Below are 24,500 nucleotides of genomic sequence, written 5' to 3' on the forward strand. Positions count from 1 at the left end.
CATGGCTGACATGAATTACGACCTCATCGTCATCGGCGGCGGTCCGGGCGGCTATGTGGCGGCGATCCGCGCCGCCCAGCTCGGCCTCAGCACCGCGGTGGTGGAGCGCGAGAATCTCGGCGGCATCTGCCTCAACTGGGGCTGCATCCCGACCAAGGCGCTTCTGCGCTCGGCCGAGGTGCTGCGCAACGCCAAGCACGCCGCGGATTACGGGCTGGTCATCCAGAACCCGTCCTTCGACCTGGACAAGGTCGTTCAGCGGTCGCGCAAGGTGGCGGGGCAGCTCAACGGCGGCGTCAAGCATCTGCTGAAGAAGAACAAGGTCGCCGTCATCGAGGGCGAGGCCAAGCTGCTCGGCAAGGGGCAGGTGGCCGTGACCAAGGGCGGTGCCGCGGTCGGCACCTTCGGGGCGAAGAACATCATCATCGCCACGGGCGCCCGCGCCCGCACCCTGCCGGGTCTGGAGGACGACGGCAACCTCGTCTGGACCTACCGCAAGGCGATGACCCCGAACACGACGCCGAAGTCGCTGCTGGTCATCGGCTCCGGCGCCATCGGCATCGAGTTCGCCAGCTTCTACAACGAGCTGGGCGCCAAGGTGACGGTGGTCGAGGTGATGGACCGCATCCTGCCGGTCGAGGACGAGGAAATCTCGACCTTCGCCCGCAAGCAGTTCGAAAAGCAGGGCATGCGCATCATCACCAACGGCAAGGCCGGCAACCTGCGCAAGGGTGCCGACAGCGTGACGGTGGCGGTGGAAGCCAACGGCAAGACCGAGGACATCACGGTCGACCGCGTGATCCTCGCCGTCGGCATCACGCCGAACACGGAAAACCTGGGCCTTGAGAACACCAAGGTCCAGACCGACCGCGGCCACATCAAGACCAACGCCAACTGCCAGACCGACGAGCCGGGCGTCTACGCCATCGGCGACGTGACGGGGGCTCCCTGGCTCGCCCACAAGGCCAGCCACGAGGGCGTGATCGCCGTCGAGCACATCGCCGGCAAGCACCCGCACGCGCTGGATGTCCGCAGCATCCCGGGCTGCACCTACTCGCACCCGCAGATCGCGTCGGTCGGTCTGACCGAGAAGAAGGCGAAGGAGGCGGGCTACGAGGTCCGCGTCGGCCGCTTCCCCTTCATCGGCAACGGCAAGGCCATCGCGCTGGGCGAGGCGGACGGCATGGTGAAGACCGTGTTCGACGCCAAGACCGGCGAGCTGCTGGGTGCCCACATGGTCGGCGCCGAAGTGACCGAGCTGATCCAGGGCTACACGGTCGCCAAGACCATGGAGACCACCGAGCAGGAGCTGATGCAGACGGTGTTCCCGCATCCGACCCTGTCGGAGATGATGCACGAGTCGGTTCTTGATGCCTACGGTCGGGCCATCCACTTCTAAGTGGCTGGTCTCATCGACCAAGTGAGTCTGATCGCCGGTCGTTTTCTCCCTCGCCCTCCGGGGCGGGGGAGCAACGATTCCGACTCCGTCATCCTTTTGGCGGTGTTGTTTCGTCGCGGCCGATAATCAGACTTGACCGGTCGGTCATTCCGGCCTATCCGGCGGGACCGTGTCCGCCGGCCTTGCGCCGTCCCCTGCGCCGCCCCTTGCGCGGTTGGCGGCGCGTTACCGTTCAGCATCGGCGCTGCCGCCGGGCAGCCCGTGGGAGCACTTCAGACCATGACCGTGGCCGATCACCCCGAGAAGCTTCGCCATCCCGAAAAGGCCCACAAGCCCGACAACCCGATCCAGCGCAAACCGGGATGGATTCGCGTCAAGGCGCCGACCAGCCAGGAATACAACGAGACGCGCAACCTGATGCGCGGGCTCAAGCTCAACACCGTGTGCGAGGAAGCGGCCTGCCCGAACATCGGGGAGTGCTGGAAGCACAAGCACGCGACCTTCATGATCCTCGGTTCCGTCTGCACCCGCGGCTGCGCCTTCTGCAACGTCGGCACCGGCCGTCCCGACCAGCTCGACCCGCACGAGCCGGACAATGTGGGGGAGGCGGTGGCCCAGCTGAAGCTGAGCCACGTCGTCGTCACCTCGGTGGACCGCGACGACCTGGAGGACGGCGGGGCGGAGCATTTCGCCCGGACCATCCGCGCCATCCGCGCGGCGTCGCCCGACACGACGATCGAAATCCTCACCCCCGACTTCCAGAAGAAGAAGGGTGCGGTGGAGGTGGTGGTCGAGGCGAAGCCGGACGTCTTCAACCACAATCTGGAAACCGCGCCGCGGCTTTACCCGACGATCCGTCCGGGTGCGCGCTACTTCACCTCGCTGCAGCTTCTGGCGCGGGTGAAGGAGCTGGACCCGTCCATGTTCACCAAGTCCGGAATCATGGTGGGCCTGGGCGAGACGCGCGAGGAGGTCGGGCAGGTGATGGATGACCTGCGCGCCGCCGATGTTGACTTCATGACGATCGGCCAGTACCTCCAGCCGACGCCCAAGCACGCGGCGGTGGACCGGTTCGTGACTCCGGAAGAATTCCAGAGCTACGCAACACTTGGCCGCGGCAAGGGTTTCCTGATGGTGGCCTCGACGCCGCTGACCCGCTCCAGCTATCACGCGGGGGCGGACTTCGCGAAGCTGCGGGAGGCTCGCCTCCGCAAGCTCGCAGCAGCGGCGGGCTGAGAGGCGGCCGAAAGAGAAACGGAGCGGGTATGCCGACGCACGCGGAAAAGAAGGTTCTTCCCTACACGCCGGAGCAGATGTACCGGCTGGTCGCCGATGTGGAGAAGTACCCGGAATTCCTGCCCTGGTGCCTCGCCGCCCGCATCCGCCGCCGCGAAGGCGACGTGATGTTCGCGGACCTCGTCATCGGCTTCAAGATGGTCCGCGAACGCTTCACCTCGCGCGTGGAATTGGACGAGGCGAACCGCCGCATCAACGTCCAGTACACCGAGGGGCCGTTCCAGTACCTGAACAACCACTGGATCTTCACCCCGCACGAGGGCGGCGTCTGCGTGGATTTCTACGTGGACTTCGAGTTCCGCTCGAAGATGCTGCAGAAGATCATGGGCGTGCTGTTCAACGAGGCGGTGCGCCGGATGGTGCAGGCCTTCGAGACCCGCGCCAACCAGCTCTACGGCAACGGCGCCACCCGGCCCGCCACGGCGCGGACCGCCTGAGGCCGGTCTTCCCTCAGCGAATCCCGGTCTCGGGGCGGGCCGTGCGCAGCCGCTCCAGCGCGGTCTGGACCGTCGCGAGGCGCACCGCCTCGCGGTCGCCGGGGAAAGTGTATTCCTTGTGCTTGGCGGCACCGCGGCGGACCGCCGTGGCGATGTAGACGCGCCCCACCGGCTTCTCCGGGGTTCCACCGCCGGGGCCGGCGACTCCGGTCACCGCCACCGTCACGTCGGCCTTCGACTTCGCCAGGGCGCCCACCGCCATGGCCACCGCCACCTCCGGGCTGACCGCGCCGTGGGCGTAGATCAGGCTGGGCGGCACGCCGAGCATCTCGGACTTGGCGACGTTGGAGTAGGTGACGAAGCCGCGGTCCACCACCTTGGACGACCCCGCGATGTCGGTCAGCGCCCCGGCGATGAGGCCGCCCGTGCAGGATTCGGCGGTCGCCACCGTGTAGCCGGCCAGTTCATATTCCGCGAGCAGCTTGGCGGCGAGTTCACGGATGTGATCGGGAAACATGTGGGTCCCTTTCGTCGTCGTCCCAGAACCGGCCCCTCTCCCGTCCCGGGAGAGGGCTACGGAAAGCTCATGCTATCCCGGCAGGCGGACCGTCGCCATCGCCTGCGCCGCGATGCCCTCGCCGCGCCCGGTGAAGCCCAGCCGCTCCGTCGTCGTCGCCTTCACGCTGACCCGGTCCACCGGCATGCCCAGAATTTCGGCAACGCGCGCCGTCATCGCCTCGCGGTGCGGGCCGACCTTCGGGCGCTCGCAGATGATCGTCACGTCGACATGGGCGATCCGCCCGCCGCGGGCCGTCACCAGCTCCGCCGCGTGCTTGAGGAACAGCGCGCTGTCGGCGCCGCGCCATTGCGGGTCGCTGGGCGGGAAATGGCTGCCGATGTCGCCGGCGCACAGCGCGCCCAGGATGGCGTCGGTCAGCGCGTGCAGTCCGACGTCGGCGTCCGAATGGCCGTCCAGCCGGTGCGTGTGCGGCACCCGCACGCCGCAGAGCGTGACGTGATCGCCCTCGGCGAAGCGGTGCACGTCGAAGCCGGACCCGGTTCGGATGTCGGACAGGGCGGAGTCGAGCGCGCGGGTGGCGCGGGCTAGGTCGTCGGGGGTGGTCACCTTGAAATTCTCCTCTCTGGCAGGCACCAGCGCGACCGGAAGGCCGGCGCGTTCGGCGACCGCCGCATCGTCGGTCAGTTCCAGCCCGGCGGCGGCGCGGTGAGCGGCCAGAATCTCGGGAAAGCGGAACCCCTGCGGAGTCTGGGCGCGCCACAGGCCGCTGCGGTCCACCGTGCCGGCCACCAGCCCATCCTCACCGCGCTTCAGCGTGTCGGCGACCGGAACGGCGGCCAGCGCAGCAGGGTGGGTGTCGAGCGCCGCGATCACCGCGTCGATGGTGCTGGCGTCGATCAGCGGGCGGGCCGCGTCGTGGATCAACACGAGGCCCGGCGCCGAGTCGGCCAACGCCTCCAGCCCGTTGCGCACCGAATCCTGGCGGGATGCCCCGCCGGTCACCGGCTCGGGCAGGTCGAGCCCCGCGACCGCCGCATCGTAGAGATCGCGAAACGCGGGATTGATGACGACGCGCACCGCGCTCACCTTCGGGTGGCGCCGAAAGGCCTCGACCGTGCGGCGCAGCACAGGCTGGCCGGCCAGATCAAGATACTGCTTGGGCTGCTCGGCGCCGAAACGCTGGCCGCTTCCGGCGGCGACGATCAGCGCGATACAGGAAGACATGGGACGTATCCGTGCCGTTTGGGCTATGGTATCCGCGCTTGACGGGCCGTCCGCATGACGCTTACGTCATGGCGGCCGGACGCAGCCGAGCCTAGCCGCTCGCCGGCGTTCCGCCAAGAGCTTCAGAGACTTGTCCGATAGCGACTTTGGGTCCAACAGCGACTTTGGGTTTCCGCAGAGGGAAGGGCACGGGTCCGCCGCATGTCGCAGAACATCGTCTACAGCCTGACCGCGCTGATGGCGCTGCTGCCGGCGTCCATCTACCCGTATCACCGGATCGCGGGGCAGGGGGCGGATGGCCGGTCCGCCTATTTCTGGGGCGCCCTGGCGCTGGGCTTCGCCGGACCGGCGGTCTGGGCGCTGACCCAGGTGGCGGGACGCTGGCACACCGGCCTGTCCACCGCGCTGTGGATCACCATCGCCGCCTGCATGCTGCTGTTCATGGCGATGAGCGCGCTGACCCGGTCGGCGTGGCGGCTGTCGCCGCTGCTGCTGCCCTATCTGCTGACGGTCGGTGCCTTCGCGACGCTGGCCCAGCAAGCGCCGGCGCCGGTTCTGCGCGGCGGGGCGCCGGGCATCTGGATCGACCTGCACATCGCCGTGTCGGTCATCACCTACGCGCTGCTGACCATGGCCGCCGTGGCGTCGCTCGCCGCTTTCCTTCAAGAGCGGGCGCTGAAGTCGAAACGCCCGACCCCGCTGACCCGCTTCCTGCCTCCGGTGGCGGAAAGCGAGCGGATGCAGCTCCACCTTCTCGGCGCGTCGGAGGCGGTTCTGGGGGCCGGTCTCGCCACGGGAATGGCCGTGCTCTATTACGAAACCGGCGCGCTTCTGCGCGCCGATCACAAGACGCTGCTGTCGGTCGCCAGCTTCGTCGTCATCGGCGGGTTGCTGCTGGCCCACGCCCGCACCGGCGTGCGCGGGCGGATGGCGGCGCGTCTCGTGCTGATCGCTTACCTGCTGCTGACGCTCGCCTATCCGGGCGTCAAATTCGTCACCGACGTTCTGATCGGCTAACCTCGGCGCATGACAGCCACCGCGGCGCACGCGGGATGTGCACTTGCAACATGCCGAAACGCTGTGCTACCGTGCACAAATTCTCATCATATCGCTAATGTGCCCATCATGTGGGCAGGTGAACATGGCCATTCAAATCGGCACCATCTCGCTTGAGGGTCCGGTGATCCTCGCTCCTATGTCCGGCGTCACGGACCTGCCGTTCCGGCGGCTGGTGAAGCAGTCCGGCTGTGGGCTGGTCGTGTCCGAGATGGTCGCGAGCGAAGCGATGATCCGCGAGAACCGCCAGACGCTGCGCATGGTCGAGTGCGAGCCGGAGCAGTTCCCCATGGCCGTCCAGCTTGCCGGCTGCGAGCCCGAGGTGATGGCCGAGGCGGCGAAGCTGAACGAGGACCGCGGGGCGGCCGTCATCGACATCAACTTCGGCTGCCCGGTGAAGAAGGTGGTCAACGGTCACGCCGGCTCCTCCCTGATGCGCGACGAGGCGCTCGCCGCCCGCATCCTGGAGGCCACGGCAAAGGCAGTCTCGATCCCGGTGACGCTGAAGATGCGCAAGGGCTGGGACGACAACAGCCTCAACGCGCCCCGTCTCGCCCGGATCGCGGAAGAGTGCGGGATCAAGCTGGTCACCGTGCACGGCCGCACCCGCGAGCAGTTCTACACCGGCACCGCCGACTGGTCCTTCATCCGCTCCGTGAAGGAGGCGGTGTCGATCCCGGTGGTGGTCAACGGCGACATCACGTCCTTCGACGCCGTGGACCGCGCGCTCGCCGAGTCCGGCGCCGACGGGGTGATGATCGGGCGTGGCGCCTACGGGCGCCCCTGGTTCCCCGCCCAGGTGATGCATTACATCCGCACCGGCGAACGGCGGCCCGACCCGCCGCTCCACGTGCAGCTCGACACGCTGCTGGAGCATTACGACGCCATGCTGACCCATTACGGCGTCGAAGGCGGGCTGCGCGTCGCCCGCAAGCACATCTCTTGGTATTCCACGGGCCTGCGTGACTCCGCCGAATTCCGGTCGGAGGTCAACCGCATGTCCGATCCCGAACGAGTGCGCGGCTTCATCCGCGACTTCTATGCCCCGGCGATCGAAAGGATGGCTGCCTGATGGCCCGTGCATCTGCCGCTGCTCCACTGCCCCGCCGCCCGACGCGGCCCCGTGCGCCCTCCAGTTCCTACCGTCCCGTCCGCCCCTGCATCGATCCGTCCGTCATGCTGAACGCGCTCCCCGACCCCGTCCTGGTCGTCGACGGCTCCGGCGACATCCGCTACGTCAATCTGGAGGCGCAGGAGTTCTTTGGCCTGTCCGCCGCCATGATGGAAGGCATGCCCCTGGCCGAGCTGCTGCCGCCCAACAGCCCGGTCAGCCAGTTGATCGAGCAGGTCCAGCAGGGCCGTCACCGCGCCTCGCAGGAGGGTGTCGTCATCGACACGCCGCGCATCGGCCCGCACCACGTCACCGTGCGGGTGACCGCCCTGGGCGAGCCGGCCGACCATGTGCTGCTGACGGTCAACGAGCGCACGCTGGCCCGCAAGATCGACAACTCCCTGACCCATCGCAACGCCGCCCGTTCGGTCACCGCCATGGCGTCGATGCTTGGGCACGAGGTCAAGAACCCGCTGTCGGGCATCCGCGGGGCCGCACAGCTCCTGGAGGAGAACTGCAGCGAGGCCGACCGGGTGCTGACCCGGCTGATCTGCGACGAGGCCGACCGCATCGTCGCCCTGGTCAACCGGATGGAGGTCTTCTCCGACCAGCGCCCGCTGGAGCGGGACGCGGTGAACATCCACACCGTCCTGGAGCATGTCCGCAAGGTGGCCCAGAGCGGCTTCGCGCGGAACATCCGCTTCATCGAGCGCTACGACCCGTCCCTGCCGCCGGTCTATGGCAACCGCGACCAGCTCATCCAGATTTTCCTCAATCTGATTAAAAATGCGGCAGAAGCTGCACCGGAATCAGGCGGCGAGATCATTCTCAGCACATCTTATCAGCACGGCGTCCGCATGGCCCTGCCCGGCGGCGACACCCGCCTGCACCTGCCGTTGCTGGTGTCCGTTCAGGATAATGGGGACGGCATACCCGACGACCTGCGCTCCAACCTGTTCGATGCGTTCATTACGACGAAGGTCAATGGAACTGGCCTGGGGCTTGCATTGGTAGCCAAAATCGTCGGCGACCACGGCGGCGTCATCGAATTTGACAGCCAGCCGCGCCGCACCGTCTTCAAGGTCTCGCTACCCATGTTCGATGAAGCGCAGATGAGCGGCGATCCTGTACCGACCAGAGGCATCCGAGGGGCCATCGGATGAGCGCAGCCACGATCCTGGTTGCGGACGACGACCGCGCCATCCGCACCGTTCTGACCCAGGCGCTCGCCCGCCTCGGGCACGAGGTGCGCACCACCGGCAACGCCTCCACGCTCTGGCGCTGGGTGGCGGACGGGCAGGGCGACCTCATCATCACCGATGTGGTGATGCCCGATGAGAACGGGCTGGACCTGATCCCGCGGATCAAGAAGATCCGGCCGGACCTGCGCATCATCGTGATGAGCGCGCAGAACACGCTGATCACCGCCGTGAAGGCGGCGGAGCGCGGCGCCTTCGAGTATCTGCCCAAGCCCTTCGATCTGAAGGAGCTGGTCTCCGTGGTCGAGCGGGCGCTGAATTCCAACACGCCGCCGGCCCCTCTGCCCGCCGACGCCGGGGAGGCGGACGAACAGCTTCCCCTGATCGGCCGCTCGCCGGCGATGCAGGAGATCTACCGCGTCCTTGCCCGTTTGATGGGCACCGACCTCACGGTGACCATCACCGGCGAGTCGGGCACCGGCAAGGAGCTGGTGGCCCGCGCGCTGCACGATTACGGCAAACGGCGCAACGGCCCCTTCGTCGCCATCAACATGGCGGCCATCCCGCGCGAACTGATCGAGTCCGAGCTGTTCGGTCACGAAAAGGGCGCCTTCACCGGGGCCACCAACCGCTCGACCGGCCGCTTCGAACAGGCGCAGGGCGGCACCCTGTTCCTCGACGAGATCGGCGACATGCCGCTGGAGGCGCAGACCCGCCTGCTGCGCGTGCTGCAGGAAGGTGAGTACACCACGGTCGGCGGGCGTACGCCCATCAAGACGGACGTACGCATCGTCGCCGCGACCCACCGCGACCTGCGCACCCTGATCCGCCAGGGCCTGTTCCGCGAGGATCTGTTCTACCGCCTGTGCGTCGTTCCCATCCGCCTGCCGCCGCTGCGCGAGCGTACGGAGGACGTGCCGCTTCTGGTCCGCCATTTCCTGAACCAGTGCTCGGCGCAGGGTCTCCCGGTGAAGAGCATCGACCAGCCCGCCATGGACCGGTTGAAGCGCTACCGATGGCCGGGCAACGTGCGTGAGCTGGAGAATCTGGTCCGCCGCCTCGCCGCGCTCTATTCGCAGGAGGTCATCGGGCTGGATGTGGTCGAGGCGGAGCTGGCCGACGCCACGCCCGCCGTCCAGCCGGTGGAAGAACCGCAAGGCGAGGGCCTCTCCGCCGCCGTGGAGCGGCATCTGAAAGACTATTTCGCCGCGCACAAGGACGGCATGCCGTCGAACGGCCTGTATGACCGGGTGCTGCGCGAGGTGGAACGGCCCCTGATCTCGCTCAGCCTCTCGGCCACGCGGGGAAACCAGATCAAGGCGGCGCAACTCCTCGGCCTCAACCGAAACACGCTGCGCAAGAAGATCCGGGACCTCGATATCCAGGTGGTGCGTGGATTGAAGTGATCCGGTGCCCGGCGGGGCGGCCGGGCGTCGCTGCCGTCCCACAGCGTGTTGTTTTTGCGACAGGCCTCCGGCGCCTCTGCCGTTCGCGATGCTCCTTAGGGACTGTGCGAAAGGCAGAGGGGTTGCCGCTTGGCATGACGGCAACAGCTCGTGTATCATTCTGGCAACAGACTGGTTGCCGGATTGATGTCGCCCACACCCCCTGAATCCACAACGCCGCTTTGGCAGCAGTTCCTTCGCTGGGCAACCCGGGTCGGGTTGGCGAAGCGGCTTGCCTTCGCGCTGTCGTTGGCCGCCCTGGTTGCGGGATTCGCGACCTACACGGCGCTGACGGAGAGCGCGCCGTTCGGGGAAACCAACCCGCGCACCGTCACATGGCTGCTGACCCTCGATCTGGCGCTGCTGCTCCTGCTCGGCGTGCTGATCGCGCGGCGGATCGTCTATCTGTGGATCGGACGGCGGCGCGGCCTCGCCGGGTCGCAGATGCATGTGCGGCTGGTCGCGGTGTTCAGCCTGCTCGCCGTCGCGCCGGCCATCATCATGGCCATCTTCTCCACGGTCTTCTTCTATGTCGGCGTGCAGTCCTGGTTCAGCGAGCGGGTGCGCACGGCGGTGAACGAATCGCTGGCGGTCGCCAGTGCCTATCTGCACGAGCACCAGCAGAACATCCGCGCCGACGCGCTCGCGATGGCCAACGACCTGAACCAGGAGGCGGCGCGGCTTGCCAGCGACCCCGAGCGGTTCGAGCAGGTGGTCGCCACCCAGGCGATGCTGCGCGCCCTGTCGGAGGCCATCGTCTTCAACGGGACGACCGGCGCCATCGTCGCGCGGTCCGGCTACACCTTCGCCCTGGAGTTCGACCCGATCCCCGACGACAAGCTCGCCACCGCCCGCCGCGGCGAGGTGGCGATGATCGTCAGCGAGAATGATGACCGGGTGCGCGCGCTGGTCCGCCTCGACCGCTTCGCCGACACTTATCTCTATGTCGGCCGCATGGTCGAGCCGCGCGTGCTGTCGCACATGGCCTCGGCGGAAGGGGCGGTGCGGGAGTTCGGGGCTCTGGAAAGCCAGCGCGGCAGCCTGCAAATCACCTTCACCTTGATCTTCCTGGTCGTGGCCATGCTGCTTCTGCTGGCGGCGGTGTGGGCGGGGCTGATCTTCGCGACGCGGCTGGCGCGGCCGATCAGCGCCCTGATCGGCGCGGCGGAGCGGGTGCGCGCCGGCGACCTGACCGTCCGCGTGACCGAGCCGCCGGGCGAGGACGAGCTTGGCCTGCTGTCGCGCGCCTTCAACCGCATGACGACGGAGATCGAAAGCCAGCGGCACGAGCTTCTTTCCGCCAACCGCCTGATCGACGAGCGCCGCCGCTTCACCGAGACCGTCCTGGGCGGCGTGTCGGCGGGCGTGATCGGGTTGGACGCGGAGGGGCGCATCACCCTGCCGAACTTCTCGGCCGCGCGCCTTCTCGGCGTCGAGGACGCGGAAAGCCTGATCGGGATGCGGCTGGCCGAGCTGTCACCGGAAATGGGGGAGCTGCTGGACCACGCGCCGGGCCGCCCCGGCCGGGTGGTGCAGGACCAGATCCAGATCCGCCGCCCCGGCACCACGCCGCTGACGCTGCTCGTCCGCATCTCCACCGAAGGGCGGGGCAGCGGGGAGATCCGCGGCTACGTCGTGACCTTCGACGACATCACCGAGCTGGTCTCCGCCCAGCGCAAGGCGGCCTGGGCCGACGTCGCCCGCCGCATCGCCCACGAGATCAAGAATCCGCTGACGCCGATCCAGCTCTCCGCCGAGCGGTTGCGCCGCAAGTACCTGAAGGAGATCACCAGCGACACCGAGGTCTTCACCATGTGCACGGACACCATTGTCCGGCAGGTGGACGACATCCGGCGCATGGTCGATGAATTCTCGGCCTTCGCGCGCATGCCGCAACCGGTGATGAAGCCCTGCAACCTCAACGATCTCGTCCGTCAGGCGGTGTTCCTGCAGTCCAGCGCGCACGCCGGCAAGATCAAGTTCGACATGGCGCTTCCCCAGGGGCCGCTCACCGTTCCCTGCGACAGCCGGCAGATCAGCCAGGCGCTGACCAACCTGCTGCAGAACGCCGCGGACGCCATCGAAGGCCGCCCGCCCCCCGCCGAGGGCGCCGAGCTGCCGCCCGGCCATGTCGCCATCCGGGTCGAGGTCGATGCCGAACGCATCGCCATGATCGTCGAGGACAACGGCAAGGGCCTGCCGACCGAGGAGCGCGACCGGCTGACCGAACCCTATGTGACGACGCGCGCCAAAGGCACGGGACTGGGGCTGGCGATCGTCAAGAAGATCATGGAGGACCACGGCGGCGTGCTGACCCTGGAGGACCGCGAAGGCGGCGGGGCGCGCGTCGGGCTGGTCATCCCCAACACGTCCACCAGCTCCGGCACGGCCGCGGGCGACGCCCCCGGCGGCGTCGGCACGCCGGCGGAGACCGGTGAAGAGAAGAGGCACGCAGCCCATGGCGCATGACATTCTGATTGTCGACGACGAAGCGGACATCCGGATGCTGATCGCCGGCATCCTGAACGACGAAGGCATGAAGACGCGCGAGGCCGCCGACGCCGACCAGGCGTTCGCCCAGGTCTCCGCGCGCCGGCCCAGTCTCGTGGTTCTGGACATCTGGCTCCAGGGCAGCCGGCTGGACGGGCTTCAGATCCTCGAACAGCTGATGCGCGACCACCGGAACCTGCCGGTCATCATGATCTCCGGCCACGGCAACATCGAGACCGCCGTCTCGGCCATCAAGATCGGCGCCTACGACTTCATCGAGAAGCCCTTCAAGGCCGACCGGCTGCTGTTGATGGTGGATCGCGCCATCGAGGCGGCCCGGCTGAAGCGCGAGAACGAGGAGCTGAAGCTGCGCGCCGGCGGCGAGGTGGAGCTGGTTGGCCGGTCCACCGCCGTCAACCACGTTCGCCAGAGCATCGAGAAGGTGGCGCCCACCGGCAGCCGCGTCCTGATCACCGGCCCCGCCGGATCCGGCAAGGAGGTGGTGGCCCGGCTGATCCACGCGCGCTCACGCCGGGCCGGCGGTCCCTTCGTCGGGCTGAACTGCGCCACCATGCGTCCCGACCGGCTGGAGATGGAGCTGTTCGGAACGGAGGCCGGGGTGGACGGCGGCGGTCGCAAGATCGGCACCTTCGAGCAGGCGCACGGCGGCACGCTGCTGCTCGACGAGGTGGCCGACATGCCTCTGGAAACCCAGGGCAAGATCGTCCGCGCGCTGCAGGAGCAGGTGTTCGAGCGGGTCGGCGGCGGCCAGAGGGTCGAGGTGGACGTGCGCGTCGTCGCCACCTCCAACCGCGACCTTCAGGCGGAGATCGACCAGGGGCGCTTCCGCCAGGACCTCTTCTACCGCCTCGCCGTCGTGCCCATCCGCGTGCCCTCGCTGGCCGAACGCCGCGAGGACATCCCGTTGCTGGCCCGCCATTTCATGCAGCGCTCCGCCGAGGCTGCCGGCCTGCCGGCCCGTGAGTTCGGCGAGGACGCCATGGCCGCGCTCCAGGCCTATGACTGGCCGGGCAACGTGCGCCAGCTGCGCAACGTGGTCGACTGGCTGCTTATCATGGCGCAGGGCGACCCCAAGGAGCCGATCCGCGCCGACCAGCTTCCGCCGGAGATCGGCGCCATCACCCCCACCGTCCTGAAATGGGACAAGGGGGGCGAGATCATGGGCCTGCCGCTTCGCGAGGCGCGCGAGGTCTTCGAGCGCGAGTATCTGCTGGCCCAGGTCACCCGCTTCGGCGGCAACATCTCCCGGACCGCCTCCTTCGTGGGAATGGAGCGTTCGGCCCTGCACCGCAAGCTGAAGTCGCTCGGCGTGCACGGAAGCGAGAAGGGCAAGCTGTTCGTCGAATAGGCCCCCATAGCCAAGCACTCGTTGTCTTCGCTTCAGAAGCAGGTTTCCCAGGCATGTCCCGAACGCGGACGGCTTGAGAGCCTGCTTTTTCCTTTTCCTGAAATCGGCGCCTGCCGCCTCTCGGCCCAAGCACTTCTGCTGATCGGTGTGGATTTCGATGGGCCGGCCCATTTCCACGGTTCGGTCAACTTCGACACCCGCAAGGACGGTGCTCCGGAGGGCGTCTTCACGCAGTTCTACTCACGATCGACAACAGCTGACGCCAAGGCCGGCACATCGGTCTGCGTTTCGCGATGACGGCCGGGGGAGGGCGATGGGGCACTTCCGTCACCTTTCCCCCTTCCCACGCTTGCGGGTCGGCCCGCATTTCCCTTCGCAAACATAGGGTTGGTGCGCCCAACCGCGAAATGGTAATGTCCTCGGCCTGAGCGCCTGGACAATGGGCGGGGAAGGGTGCAAAGGCCGTGAAGGTCATCGTTTGCGGAGCCGGGCAGGTCGGCTCGAACATCGCGCGCTATCTGGCGTCCGAAGGCAACAACGTCACGGTGATCGACCATTCGCCGGAACTCATCCAGCGGATCAGCGACACGCTCGACGTGCAGGCCATGGTCGGCCACGCCTCCCACCCCGACGTTCTGGAGGCGGCGGGGGCGGGCGAGACCGACATGATCATCGCGGTCACCCAGATCGACGAGATCAACATGGTCGCCTGCGAGGTGGCGCACGCCCTGTTCAAGGTGCCGACCAAGATCGCCCGCGTGCGCAACCAGAGCTATCTGAAGCCGATCTGGGCCGATCTGTTCAGCCGCGACCACATGCCGATCGACGTCATCATCTCGCCGGAGATCGCGGTGGCGCGGGCCATCGCCCGCCGGCTGCAGGTGCCGGGCGCCTTCGACATGATCCCGCTGGCCGACGGCAAGGTCCGCGTCGTCGGTGTCCTGTGCACGGAAACCTGTCCGGTCCTGCACACGCCACTGCGCCAACTGACCGGCCTGTTCCCCGACCTCGGGCTGGAGGTGGTGGCGATCATCCGCAACGACCGCTCCTTCATACCCGGCGGCGACGACCAGATGCTGCCCGGCGACGAGGTCTATTTCGCCTGCGACAACCGCCACCTGAACCGCGCCATGGCCGCCTTCGGCCACGAGGAGGTTGAGGCCCGCCGCATCATCATCCTGGGCGGCGGCAACATCGGGCTGTGTCTGGCGGAGGAGTTGGAGGCGAAATACCCCCAGGTCACCGCCCGCATCATCGAGATGAACCGCAGCCGCGCCCAGTTCGTGGCGCAGCGCCTGTCGCGCACCATGGTGCTGCACGGTGACGGTCTGGACCCGGAGATTCTGGAGGAGGCCAACGTCCGCGCCACCGAGACGGTGGTCGCCGTGACCAACGACGACGAGGGCAACATCCTGTCCTCGCTGCTCGCCAAGCGGCACGGGGCGAAGCGCGCCATCACGCTGATCAACAAGGCGTCCTACACCTCGCTGGTGTCGCCGCTGGGGATCGACGCCGTGGTCAGCCCGCGCGCCATCACCGTGTCGAACATCCTTCAGCACGTCCGGCGCGGCCGCATCCGCGCGGTGCACAGCCTGCGCGACGGCTTCGCCGAGGTGATCGAGGCGGAGGCGCTGGAAACCTCCGCGGTGGTGAACACGCCGCTGCGGGAGGTCAAGCTGCCCTCCGGGGTCATCGTCGGCGCCATCGTGCGCGGCGACGAGGTCATCATCCCGCGCCCGGCCACGGTGATCCGCCCGAAGGACCGCGTCATCATCCTCGCCACCGCCGGTCAGGTGAAAAAGGTGGAGAAGATGTTCGCCGTCCGGCTTGAATTCTTCTGATCGCCTCCCGTATCGTTTTTGGCACCAACAAAAAGAACCTCCATGGCTCGATGGGCATACGTCAACGGCCGTTACCTGCCGCATCGGCAGGCGGCGGTCCATGTGGAAGACCGCGGCTTCCAGTTCGCCGACGGCGTCTATGAGGTGGTGACTCTCCTCGATGGGCGCTTCGCGGACCTGGACGGCCATATGGAGCGTCTGGGCCGCAGCCTGTCGGAACTGCGCATGGACTGGCCGGCGGCCCCGCGCGTCGTGACGATGATCGCCCGCGAGCTGGTGCGGCGGAACGGCGTCCGCAACGGTTCGCTCTACATCCAGGTCACCCGCGGCGTCGCCCCGCGCGACTTCAAGTTCCCGGCAGAGATCCCCGCGACGCTGGTGATGACCGTCAAGCGGGTCACCGCCTTCGCCAAGCCGGAGCAGATCGAGAAGGGCGTGGCCGTGGTCACCGTGCCCGACATCCGCTGGGGCCGGCGCGACATCAAGACGGTCGGCCTCCTCGCCCCGGTCCTGGCCAAGCAGCAGGCCGCCGAATCGGGCGCCTACGAGGCATGGCTGATCGACCCGGACGGCACGGTGACCGAGGGGTCCTCCTCCAACGCCTGGATCGTCACGCAGAACGGCGTGCTGGTGACCCGCGCCCCGTCGCAGAAGATTCTCAACGGCATCACCCGCCTGTCGCTCCTGCGGCTGGCCGGGGAGCGCGGCATTCCGGTCGAGGAGCGCAGCTTCACGGTTGACGAGGCGCTCGCCGCCCGCGAGGCCTTCGTCTCCTCCGCCGGCACTTTCGCGCTGCCGGTGACCCGCATCGACGGGAAGCCGGTGGGCGAGGGCAGGCCGGGTCCGGTCACCTTGACGCTGCGTCAGGCCTATCTCGATTACGTGGCCGGCGGGGTGCCGTCATGAGCGACGCCGCCGCCGTCATCGACCGTCTGCCCGTTCTGCCGCGCGCCGTCCTCTACGACTGGGACAACACGCTGGTGGACAACTGGGGCACGGTGCGTGCCGCGCTGAACCATGCGCTGGTCACCTTCGGCCATCCGGCCTGGACCGAGGAGGAGGCGCGGGAGCGCATCAAGCAGTCGCTGCGCGACAGCTTCCCCCGCATCTTCGGGGAGCGCTGGACCGACGCGCGCGACCTCTTCTACGCCTATTTCGAGGCCCATCACCTGGAGCATCTGCGGCCCCTGCCGGGTGCGGAATCCCTGCTGCGCGGCTTTGCCGAGCGCGGAATCTATCAGGCGGTGGTGTCGAACAAGACCGGCCGCTTCCTGCGGGCGGAAGCCGACGCGCTGGGTTGGACCGGCTATTTCGGCCGTCTGGTCGGCGCCCAGGACGCCGAATTCGACAAGCCGCACGGCGCGCCGGTGCTGATGGCGCTGGAACCGGCGAACATTCCGCCGGGCCCGGACGTCTGGTTCGTGGGGGACGCCGACATCGACATGGAATGTGCCCATGGCGCGGGAATGGTCCCGGTGCTAATAGGGGCGGGCGAGGGCAGCGGCTTCACCCGCTTCCCTCCGGCCCATCGGTACGACACGTGCCATGCATTGTGCGGGTTGGTGGGCAGCGGTGGTGACACCATATCGGATGACCAGTAGTCGAGACGGTTGCGACCAACCATGACCTTATCGCTGCAGGGGGCGGGCTTCTAACAAGGGGCCCCAAAAAACACTGAAGAAGGGGGCGACATAAAATGTCTGAAAAAAGCCAAAATGTGCAGGACGTGTTCCTCAACCACGTCCGCAAGAACAAGACTCCCGTGACCGTGTTCCTCGTGAACGGTGTTAAACTTCAGGGAATCATCACCTGGTTCGACAACTTCTCGGTTCTGCTGCGGCGCGATGCGCATTCGCAGCTCGTCTACAAGCACGCCATCTCCACCGTGATGCCCGCGCATCCGATCCAACTTTTCGAGCCGCCCAAGGAAGGTGAAAACGTCTGATCTTCCGACCAATGGCAACGGCCGGACGCCTGATGCCTCCGGCCGCGCCATCGTGGTCCACCCCGTCCTCCGCAGTGAGGCGGACGGGGTCCTGCGCCATCCCGAATCCTGCCTGGACGAGGCGGTGGGCCTTGCCCGCGCCATCGATCTGGAGGTCGTGCACGCCGAATGCGCGCGGGTGAACCGCCCGCAGCCTTCGATCCTTCTCGGGTCGGGGACGGTGGAGCATTTTGCCCAGATCGTGGAGGAGACGGAGGCATCCCTCGTCATCCTCGACCACGCGCTGTCGCCGGTGCAGCAGCGCAACCTGGAAAAGGCCCTGAAGGTCAAGGTCATCGACCGCACCGGGCTGATCCTGGAGATCTTCGGCGCCCGCGCCCGCACGCGCGAAGGCATGCTCCAGGTCGAACTGGCCGCCCTGACCTACCAGAAGTCGCGCCTCGTCCGCTCCTGGACCCACCTGGAACGCCAGCGTGGCGGCTTCGGCTTCCTCGGCGGCCCCGGTGAATCCCAGCTTGAGATGGACCGCCGTCTGATCGGCGACCGCATCGTCAAGATCAAGAAGGAGCTGGAGGAGGTCCGCCGCACCCGCGGCCTGCACCGCAAGGCCCGCGCCAAAGTGCCGTACCCCGTGGTGGCGCTGGTCGGCTACACCAACGCCGGCAAGTCGACGCTGTTCAACCGGCTGGCCAACGCCGACGTCTTCGCCAAGGACCTGCTGTTCGCCACGCTGGACCCGACGATGCGTCAGGTGACCCTGCCGTCCGGGCGCAAGGTGATCCTGTCGGACACGGTGGGCTTCATCTCCGACCTGCCGCACGGGCTCGTCGCCGCCTTCCGCGCCACGCTGGAGGAGGTCGACGCCGCCGACATCATCCTGCATGTCCGCGACGTCTCCCACCAGGACAGCGAGGCCCAGAAGGCCGACGTGCACACGGTCATGAGCGACATGGGCATCGACCCGGACGCCGACGACCGCGTGATCGAGGTGCTGAACAAGATCGACGCGCTGGACGAGGAGTCCCGCGAGGCGGTCCTCGCCCAAACGGCCCGCAACCCGCGCGCCGTCGCGGTGTCCGCCCTGTCGGGGGCGGGGATCGCCGATCTCGACCGGCTGCTCGACCAGCGGATGAACGCCCACCGCCATGTGGTGGACCTGTCCGTCGCGCTGGGGGACGGGGCGGCGCTCGCGTGGCTCTATGCAAAAGGTGAGGTGCTGGACCGGCGGGACGACGAGGTCCAGGCCCACATCCAGGTGGCCATCGACCCGGCGGATCTGGCCCGTTTCGAGAAACGGTTCGTGCACGGCTGATCTTTCGCCATAAAGGACTCGGGCGCGTCATAATTCGTTCGTGCACGTGCGACGACATGACGCGCCCGATTTCAGCCCCGTCCTACGACGTCCGAGGTGTAGCCTTTTCCCAACGCGCCCCCGATATTTGAACCGGGGAGCCGATGGGTTATCCCCGGGAGGAGGCCCGCCTATGCGTTTGCAGACCGATCCAACACACTTTTCGATCACCGCCTTCCTGGCCGATCAGGTGACCCTGGTCGCCCGCCAGGAGCAGTTGTCGCCCGGTGCCGCGGTGCTGCGCATCCAGGAATTGTCGCGCGACACCGCCGGCCGCGCCCGGCTTCTGGAAATCATCAGTGACGCCTGGCGCAAGGAAACCAACCCGACGGAAAGCAGCAAGATTGCCGCCCTGCGGTCCGAACTGGCCGCCTGGGCGCTGCACGTCACGCCCAGCGACAGCCTGCCGCGCTCCTGACGGAGCGGGGAGGGTGCGGGGTCGAGGATTTGTCCGTGGCTATGCGGCGGGCGGGGCGCCATAATGGGTGCACGGCCCGCCTCTTCTTTTGTCCGGATTCCCTTGCCCGTTCCGCTCGTTCTTCTGCCCCTGGCGCTTTTGGCCTTCATGGCCCCCGCCGCCGCCGCCGAGCGGATGCTGCCGCCGGGATTCGTCGAAGAACCGCCGGTCGCTCCGGAGGATCCCCTGCCGCCGGAACCCGCGGTGTTTCCGCCCGCCCCCTTCAGCCCGCTGGTCGTGGCGCCGGACCCGAAGGAACTGCTGAAGGCCTGCAAGGAAGCCACCTTCACCGACTGTTTCCGCCTGTGGCGTCCACCCCCGCCGCCGCCCAAGGAGGAAACCCGGGAAGCGCGCGACGTTCCGCAGTCCCCACCCGATCCGAACGCGCCGCGCAAGCCGCCGGAACCCGGCCCGCTGACCGGCACGCCGCCCGCCCCCAACCCCGCGGCCGATCAGGCCACCTATGATGCGCTGGTGAGAGCGTTGAAAGACAGTGGTCTGGACGGCAAAGTCATGCTGCCGGAACCGCCGAAGGATGGCGGAACGGTCCTGAGACTCGACCCCCGATCCAACAAAGCGGCACCGAAACCGTGACAGATTTTCCGATTCCTGACGTCGACCGCGTCTCCGCGATCATCCGCGATGTCGCGGAAAGCGAGATCCTTCCCTATTTCCGCGATCTGGCGAACGCCGGCATCCGTGAGAAGACCGGGCCGGCCGATCTCGTGACCCTGGCCGACGAGGCGGGCGAACGCGCCCTGACGCCGCGCCTGCTGGACCTGCTTCCCGGCAGCACGGTGGTGGGGGAGGAAGCCGTCTCCGAGGACAAGTCCCTGCTGGACCGCATCCACGGCGACGCACCGGTCTGGATCATCGACCCGATCGACGGCACCTTGAACTTCGCGAACGGGCGTCCGCTCTTCGCGGTGATCATCGCCCTGGCCTGCCGCGGCGAGACGGTGGCCGGCTGGATCTACGATCCGTGCGACGGGCGCATCGCCACGGCGGTGAAAGGGCAGGGCGCCTACCTGAACGGCAAGCGCGTCACGGTTGCCCCGGCGGTCCCCCTGGCCGAGATGACCGGAGCCTTGTCGACGCGATTCTGCACGGAGGAACTGGGGCGCCAGCTCGATGAGCGCGGCCGCGCCCTCGGTCCGCGCGTCTGCCTGTCCAGTGCTGCGCAGGAGTATCTGCGCCTGCTCGACGGCCGGGCCCATTTCTCGATGTACCACCGCCTGATGCCTTGGGATCACGCGGCGGGCGTCCTGCTCCACGCGGAGGCCGGCGGCTACAGCGCGCTGTTCGATGGCTCGCCCTATCGACCGACCGTGCTCAACGGTGGGGTGATGCTGACCCCCGACCGTGCGAGTTGGGAAGCGATGCACCGGCATCTGTTCGGCTAAGGCGGGGGCGCACCGGACTACCGCACACGTCCTCCGACCGGGACCGGATTCGGCGGGAACTCCACGGGCACGGCGGCCTTATAGTGCCAGGATGCCGGAAACGGCCGCCGTGAGCCTTGCGGAGCGCCCGATCATGAAGGCCATTGCCCTGAAGCGCGTGCTGTTGGTGGCGTCCTTGCTGGCGCCCACAGCCTGCGCGGAGCGGATCGCCGAGTGTCAGCCCAGCGTCGGTGCGGCCTCGGCGGCCGGCGCGGCGCAATGCTCCACCGAGTCCGAGGCCACGGACGTCGCCCTGGATCACGAGGTGGTTCGCGCCATCGACGCCGAGCCCGTGCTCAGCGTGGCGCCGCCGCAGCGCCGGAAGGCCCGGCCCGCCACGCACGCGCATTCCATGGAGTGAAATGGGCCACCGCCCCTCGGAACCCGCCATCGCCACCATGTGTTGGACCAACGCAACAACGGCGGGTGATCCATGCAAACGGCCAACATCCACGATCCCCTGAGCATCGAGAGCGTCTATCCACGAAGCGCCTTCGACAACGATGCGCGGCAGAACGCGCGGGACAAGGAGGCGGTGGAGCATGGCGTGATGATCCTGTCGATGCCGGACGCCGACGGGAATTTCTCGCTGAAGCCCTCCCAACGTCATGTCGGCGAGCCGGCCACGACGACCCATTCGGTTTTTCTGTCGCCGACGCTGGAAAATTCGGAGTATGGAGCGCTCACTCCGAGCGACACCGGCTACGACGGTCCGATCGAGCCGGCTGAGGCTCGCGAAACGTCCGGCGATCCCTACCGGTCGTTCGTGGAATCGGTGATCCGGGCCGCCCGTGACGCGGATTTCCCGCCGCCGCCGCCCGCCGAAAGCCTGAAGGGATTTCGCGGAGGCTGAAGAATCGAAGAGCGGAGGGCGGCCAGAGTCGCCCTCCTCGTTTCCTGCTGACTTCATTTTTCATAATCTTGCTTATATGATTTTAATGGTCGGGCGGGGCGTGTTCCCTTTTCTCGCTGTGACGGGTCGGCTAAGGTCGCTGTCCCGTCCCGTTGCCGAAGAAGACTCTCCAATGGCCCGCAACATCGACCGCCTGATCGACGTCATGGCCCGCCTGCGCGACCCCAACGGCGGATGCCCGTGGGATCTGGAGCAGACCTACGCCACCATCGCGCCGCACACGATCGAGGAAGCCTACGAGGTGGCCGACGCCATCGAGAAAGGCGACATGCCGGCGCTGCGCGAGGAGTTGGGCGATCTGCTTTTCCAGGTGGTCTATTACAGCCAGATGGCCCGCGAAGAGAACCTGTTCGACTTCGACGAGGTTGCGGGCGTCATCGCCGACAAGATGATCCGCCGCCACCCGCACGTCTTCGGCGCCGAGGAGGTCAAGGGCGCCGACATGCAGACCTCGCGCTGGGAGGACCACAAGGCCGCCGAGCGCGCCGCCAAGGCTGCCGAGGAAGGCCGCGCCCCGTCCGCCCTGGAGGGCGTCATCGCCGGCCTCCCCGCCCTCACCCGCGCCCTGAAGCTGCAGAATCGCGCCGCCCGCGTCGGCTTCGACTGGACCGACGCGCGGGACATCCTCGACAAGATCGAGGAGGAGGTTCGCGAGCTGCGGCACGAGATGGACAGCGGCTCCGCCCCGGACCGGGTGGCCGATGAGCTGGGTGACCTTCTCTTCGCTCTGGTCAACCTCGCCCGCCGCCTGAAGGTCGAGCCGGAATCGGCGCTGCGCGGCACCAACGCCAAGTTCGAACGGCGCTTCCACCGCATCGAGGCGCTGCTGTCCGAACAGGGCCGCACGCCCAAGGAGGCGACGCTGGACGAGATGGAGGCCTTCTGGCAGCAGGCCAAGCGTGAGGAACGCGGCGAGGCCTGACCCGCCCTCAGCGTGCGGCGCTGGTCTCCAGCAGCGCCAGCAGGCCGGCCAGCAGATCGGTCGGCCGCGGCGGGCAGCCGGGAATGCGCAGGTCCACCGGCAGCACCTCCTCCACCGGACCGACGCAGGCGTAGCCACCGGCGAACAGCCCGCCGCTGACCGCGCAGTCGCCGCAGGCCACCAGCCATTTCGGGCCGGGCGTGGCGTCCCACGTGCGGACGAGCGCCTCGCGCATGTTGCGGGCGACCGGACCGGTGACCAGCAGCACGTCGGCGTGGCGCGGCGAGGCGACGAAGCGGATGCCGAAGCGCTCCAAGTCGTAGATCGGGTTGTTCAGCGCATGGATTTCCAGCTCGCAACCGTTGCAGGACCCCGCATCGACCTCGCGGATCGACAGGCTGCGGCCCAGCCGGGCCTTGGCGGCCTTGTCGAGCTTTCCGGCCAGTTCCGCCAACGCCTGATCGGCGGGGGCCGGAGCGGCTTCGGTCACCGGGCCGCCGGTCAGGGAGGTCAGGATGTGCTTCAGCATCGGCGGCCTCCTTACAGGTCGTGTCCCGCGTAGGAACAGTTGAACGACTTGTTGCACAGCGGGAAGTCGGCGACGATGTTGCCGCCGATGGCCGCCTCCAGCAACGGCCACTGGAACCAGGACGGGTCGCGCGGGTGGCAGCGGGTGACGACGCCCTCCCCGTCCAGCCGCACCCAGGTCAGAATCTCGCCACGGAAGGATTCGACCAGGGCCATGCCCTCCCCGCCCCGCCCGGCCTCCAGCGGGACCGATGGATGGTCCAGACCGCGCGAGATCGCCGGCAGGCGGGCGACGATCTGTTCGATCAGGGAGAGGGACTGCTCCACCTCGCGGATGCGCACCCACACGCGGGCGTTCACGTCGCCCTCGGTCAGCACCGGCACCTCGAACGTCAACTCGTCGTAGGGCGCGTAGCCGGGGCTGCGGCGGGCGTCCTGGTCGCGGCCGGAAGCGCGCCCGACATGGCCGCCGGCGCCGAAACGGGTGACCAGCTCCGCGGACACGAACCCGGTGGTGACCGTGCGGTCCTGCAAGGACGCCTTGCCGTCATAGATGGCAACCAGCGGCGGAAAGCGTTTGCGCAGCTCGGCCACCAGTTCCAGCAACAGGCCGGCGCCGCGCTCCGGCAGATCGGTGGCGACGCCGCCGGGGATCACCCGGTCCATCATCAGACGGTGTCCGAAGCAGGCGTCCGCCGTGCGCAGCACCCGCTCCCGCAACTGGCTGGTCTGGGCCAGCATGAAGGCGAAGGCGGCGTCGTTGCAGATGGCGCCGATGTCGCCCAGATGGTTGGCGATCCGCTCCAGCTCCGCCATCAGGGCGCGCAGCCACACCGCCCGCGCCGGCACCTCGATCCCGAGCGCCGCCTCCACCGCGCGGGCGAAGGCGAGGCTGTGCGCCACCGTCGCGTCGCCCGAGATGCGAGCGGCCAGCCTCGCCGCCTCCGCCACCGGCCTGCCCTGCATCAGCCCCTCCACCCCGCGGTGGACGTAGCCGAGCCGCTCCTCCAGCCGGACGACGGTTTCGCCGTTGGCGGTGAAGCGGAAATGGCCGGGCTCGATGATCCCGGCATGGACGGGACCGACCGGAATCTGATGCAAGCCCTCACCCTCCACCGGCAGGAAGGTGTAAGGGCCGGGGTTGGGAACCGGTGCCGCCGGCTGCTCCGACAAGGGGCGGCGCACACCCCAGGCGTCGTGGTCCAGCCAGGGGCGCGGATCGGTCGTGCGCTCTGCCACCAGGCCGTAGAGATCGTGGGCGGCGCGCTCCAGCCGGTTGGCGGCGGGGCGCACGGCGCTCAGGCTGGGGAAACGGCCTTGCGGGCAGTCGAGGCTGACCACCGCGACGTCGCCGGAGAAATCCTCGCGGAAGGCGGCGTGGACCGCCTTCGGCTCGCCCCACAGGCCGAGCAGGCTCCAGCCGTTGCCCGCCAGCCCCTCGATCAGGCGCAGCCAGCCGTCGCGACCCAGCCGATAGCGCGGCCAGGGCCGGTGTCCCTCGACCGGCGTGCCGATGCGGTTCAACAGGCCGAACAGCGGTTCTTCCCCGTACATG

Annotated in this window: 25 protein-coding genes; 21 read left to right on the top strand and 4 right to left on the bottom strand. The window is 68.1% G+C overall.

All coding sequences use genetic code 11. The features are described from left to right. The first annotated feature begins 1 nt into the window (after position 1). The 3 genes from lpdA to D3869_RS15925 all read left to right on the top strand — a co-directional run bounded on the left by lpdA (position 2) and on the right by D3869_RS15925 (position 3,132). Positions 2-1,399, top strand: coding sequence for a dihydrolipoyl dehydrogenase (gene lpdA, locus D3869_RS15915; RefSeq protein ID WP_137140961.1), 1,398 nt, complete (start codon positions 2-4; stop codon positions 1,397-1,399). Between the two features lie 279 nt (positions 1,400-1,678). After that, positions 1,679-2,635, top strand: a complete 957-nt coding sequence (gene lipA / locus D3869_RS15920; protein ID WP_103039124.1) for a lipoyl synthase — start codon at positions 1,679-1,681, stop codon at positions 2,633-2,635. 29 nt (positions 2,636-2,664) lie between these two features. After that, entirely contained in the window at positions 2,665-3,132 is a 468-nt protein-coding gene (locus D3869_RS15925) for a type II toxin-antitoxin system RatA family toxin (RefSeq protein WP_114860151.1), read from the top strand. A gap of 13 nt (positions 3,133-3,145) precedes the next feature. Here D3869_RS15925 and D3869_RS15930 read toward each other — a convergent pair whose 3' ends face one another. After that, positions 3,146-3,649, bottom strand: a complete 504-nt coding sequence (locus D3869_RS15930; RefSeq protein ID WP_137140962.1) for a CinA family protein — start codon at positions 3,647-3,649, stop codon at positions 3,146-3,148. Between the two features lie 72 nt (positions 3,650-3,721). Further along, a complete protein-coding gene (locus D3869_RS15935) occupies positions 3,722-4,876 on the bottom strand; it encodes a bifunctional 2-C-methyl-D-erythritol 4-phosphate cytidylyltransferase/2-C-methyl-D-erythritol 2,4-cyclodiphosphate synthase (RefSeq protein ID WP_137140963.1) in 1,155 nt (384 codons plus the stop codon). 201 nt (positions 4,877-5,077) lie between these two features. On the opposite strand from D3869_RS15935, the gene D3869_RS15940 reads away from it, so the two are divergent. The 18 genes from D3869_RS15940 (at position 5,078) to mazG (ending at position 22,417) form a co-directional block, all read left to right on the top strand. Then, positions 5,078-5,893, top strand: a complete 816-nt coding sequence (locus D3869_RS15940; protein ID WP_137140964.1) for a cytochrome C assembly family protein — start codon at positions 5,078-5,080, stop codon at positions 5,891-5,893. A 124-nt stretch (positions 5,894-6,017) separates the two neighbouring features. Continuing rightward, the gene (dusB, locus tag D3869_RS15945; RefSeq protein ID WP_137140965.1) at positions 6,018-7,004 is read left to right on the top strand and encodes a tRNA dihydrouridine synthase DusB; all 987 of its coding nucleotides are present in this window, start codon (positions 6,018-6,020) and stop codon (positions 7,002-7,004) included. Then, the gene (locus D3869_RS15950) at positions 7,004-8,206 is read left to right on the top strand and encodes a two-component system sensor histidine kinase NtrB (protein ID WP_137140966.1); all 1,203 of its coding nucleotides are present in this window, start codon (positions 7,004-7,006) and stop codon (positions 8,204-8,206) included. Before dusB ends, D3869_RS15950 begins: the two co-directional genes overlap by 1 nt. Continuing rightward, a complete protein-coding gene (gene ntrC / locus D3869_RS15955) occupies positions 8,203-9,648 on the top strand; it encodes a nitrogen regulation protein NR(I) (protein WP_137140967.1) in 1,446 nt (481 codons plus the stop codon). The genes D3869_RS15950 and ntrC overlap by 4 nt, the downstream gene beginning before the upstream one ends. Before the next feature lie 186 nt (positions 9,649-9,834). Continuing rightward, positions 9,835-12,156 carry a sensor histidine kinase NtrY-like gene (locus D3869_RS15960; protein WP_137140968.1) on the top strand — a complete coding sequence of 774 codons (2,322 nt, stop codon included), beginning with the start codon at positions 9,835-9,837 and terminating at the stop codon, positions 12,154-12,156. Further along, entirely contained in the window at positions 12,146-13,546 is a 1,401-nt protein-coding gene (locus D3869_RS15965) for a sigma-54-dependent transcriptional regulator (protein ID WP_137140969.1), read from the top strand. Before D3869_RS15960 ends, D3869_RS15965 begins: the two co-directional genes overlap by 11 nt. A gap of 21 nt (positions 13,547-13,567) precedes the next feature. After that, positions 13,568-13,843: a hypothetical protein gene (locus tag D3869_RS15970; RefSeq protein WP_137140970.1), complete on the top strand. Its 276-nt coding sequence runs from the start codon at positions 13,568-13,570 to the stop codon at positions 13,841-13,843. Between the two features lie 167 nt (positions 13,844-14,010). Next, positions 14,011-15,387: a Trk system potassium transporter TrkA gene (gene trkA, locus D3869_RS15975; protein ID WP_040134116.1), complete on the top strand. Its 1,377-nt coding sequence runs from the start codon at positions 14,011-14,013 to the stop codon at positions 15,385-15,387. Between the two features lie 42 nt (positions 15,388-15,429). Then, entirely contained in the window at positions 15,430-16,293 is an 864-nt protein-coding gene (locus D3869_RS15980) for a D-amino-acid transaminase (protein WP_137140971.1), read from the top strand. Then, a complete protein-coding gene (locus D3869_RS15985) occupies positions 16,290-16,988 on the top strand; it encodes an HAD family hydrolase (protein WP_137140972.1) in 699 nt (232 codons plus the stop codon). The genes D3869_RS15980 and D3869_RS15985 overlap by 4 nt, the downstream gene beginning before the upstream one ends. Positions 16,989-17,083: 95 nt before the next feature. Then, complete coding sequence (gene hfq / locus D3869_RS15990; protein WP_035675971.1) at positions 17,084-17,332, top strand: RNA chaperone Hfq; 249 nt, start codon at positions 17,084-17,086, stop codon at positions 17,330-17,332. Positions 17,333-17,384: 52 nt separating this feature from the next. Continuing rightward, positions 17,385-18,644, top strand: a complete 1,260-nt coding sequence (hflX, locus tag D3869_RS15995) for a GTPase HflX (protein ID WP_137140973.1) — start codon at positions 17,385-17,387, stop codon at positions 18,642-18,644. A gap of 172 nt (positions 18,645-18,816) precedes the next feature. After that, positions 18,817-19,101, top strand: a complete 285-nt coding sequence (locus tag D3869_RS16000; protein WP_109069458.1) for a hypothetical protein — start codon at positions 18,817-18,819, stop codon at positions 19,099-19,101. Positions 19,102-19,203: 102 nt separating this feature from the next. After that, positions 19,204-19,734 (top strand): hypothetical protein, encoded by a 531-nt coding sequence (locus D3869_RS16005; protein WP_247895876.1) that lies wholly within the window; start codon positions 19,204-19,206, stop codon positions 19,732-19,734. After that, complete coding sequence (locus D3869_RS16010) at positions 19,731-20,543, top strand: inositol monophosphatase family protein (protein WP_137140975.1); 813 nt, start codon at positions 19,731-19,733, stop codon at positions 20,541-20,543. The genes D3869_RS16005 and D3869_RS16010 overlap by 4 nt, the downstream gene beginning before the upstream one ends. Before the next feature lie 133 nt (positions 20,544-20,676). Beyond that, positions 20,677-20,943, top strand: a complete 267-nt coding sequence (locus D3869_RS16015) for a hypothetical protein (RefSeq protein ID WP_247895877.1) — start codon at positions 20,677-20,679, stop codon at positions 20,941-20,943. A 72-nt stretch (positions 20,944-21,015) separates the two neighbouring features. Continuing rightward, entirely contained in the window at positions 21,016-21,435 is a 420-nt protein-coding gene (locus D3869_RS16020) for a hypothetical protein (protein ID WP_137140977.1), read from the top strand. Between the two features lie 172 nt (positions 21,436-21,607). Further along, on the top strand, positions 21,608-22,417 hold the full coding sequence (gene mazG / locus D3869_RS16025; protein WP_137140978.1) for a nucleoside triphosphate pyrophosphohydrolase: 810 nt from the start codon (positions 21,608-21,610) through the stop codon (positions 22,415-22,417). Between the two features lie 7 nt (positions 22,418-22,424). On the opposite strand, the gene D3869_RS16030 is transcribed toward mazG, so the two are convergent. Together D3869_RS16030 and D3869_RS16035 are read right to left on the bottom strand one after the other, a co-directional pair. After that, positions 22,425-22,946, bottom strand: coding sequence for an NADH-quinone oxidoreductase subunit B family protein (locus D3869_RS16030; RefSeq protein ID WP_137140979.1), 522 nt, complete (start codon positions 22,944-22,946; stop codon positions 22,425-22,427). Positions 22,947-22,957: 11 nt separating this feature from the next. Next, positions 22,958-24,499 carry a nickel-dependent hydrogenase large subunit gene (locus D3869_RS16035; RefSeq protein WP_137140980.1) on the bottom strand — a complete coding sequence of 514 codons (1,542 nt, stop codon included), beginning with the start codon at positions 24,497-24,499 and terminating at the stop codon, positions 22,958-22,960. Between the last annotated feature and the right edge of the window lies 1 nt (position 24,500).

This window comes from Azospirillum brasilense (assembly GCF_005222205.1).
Lineage (GTDB): Bacteria > Pseudomonadota > Alphaproteobacteria > Azospirillales > Azospirillaceae > Azospirillum > Azospirillum brasilense_G.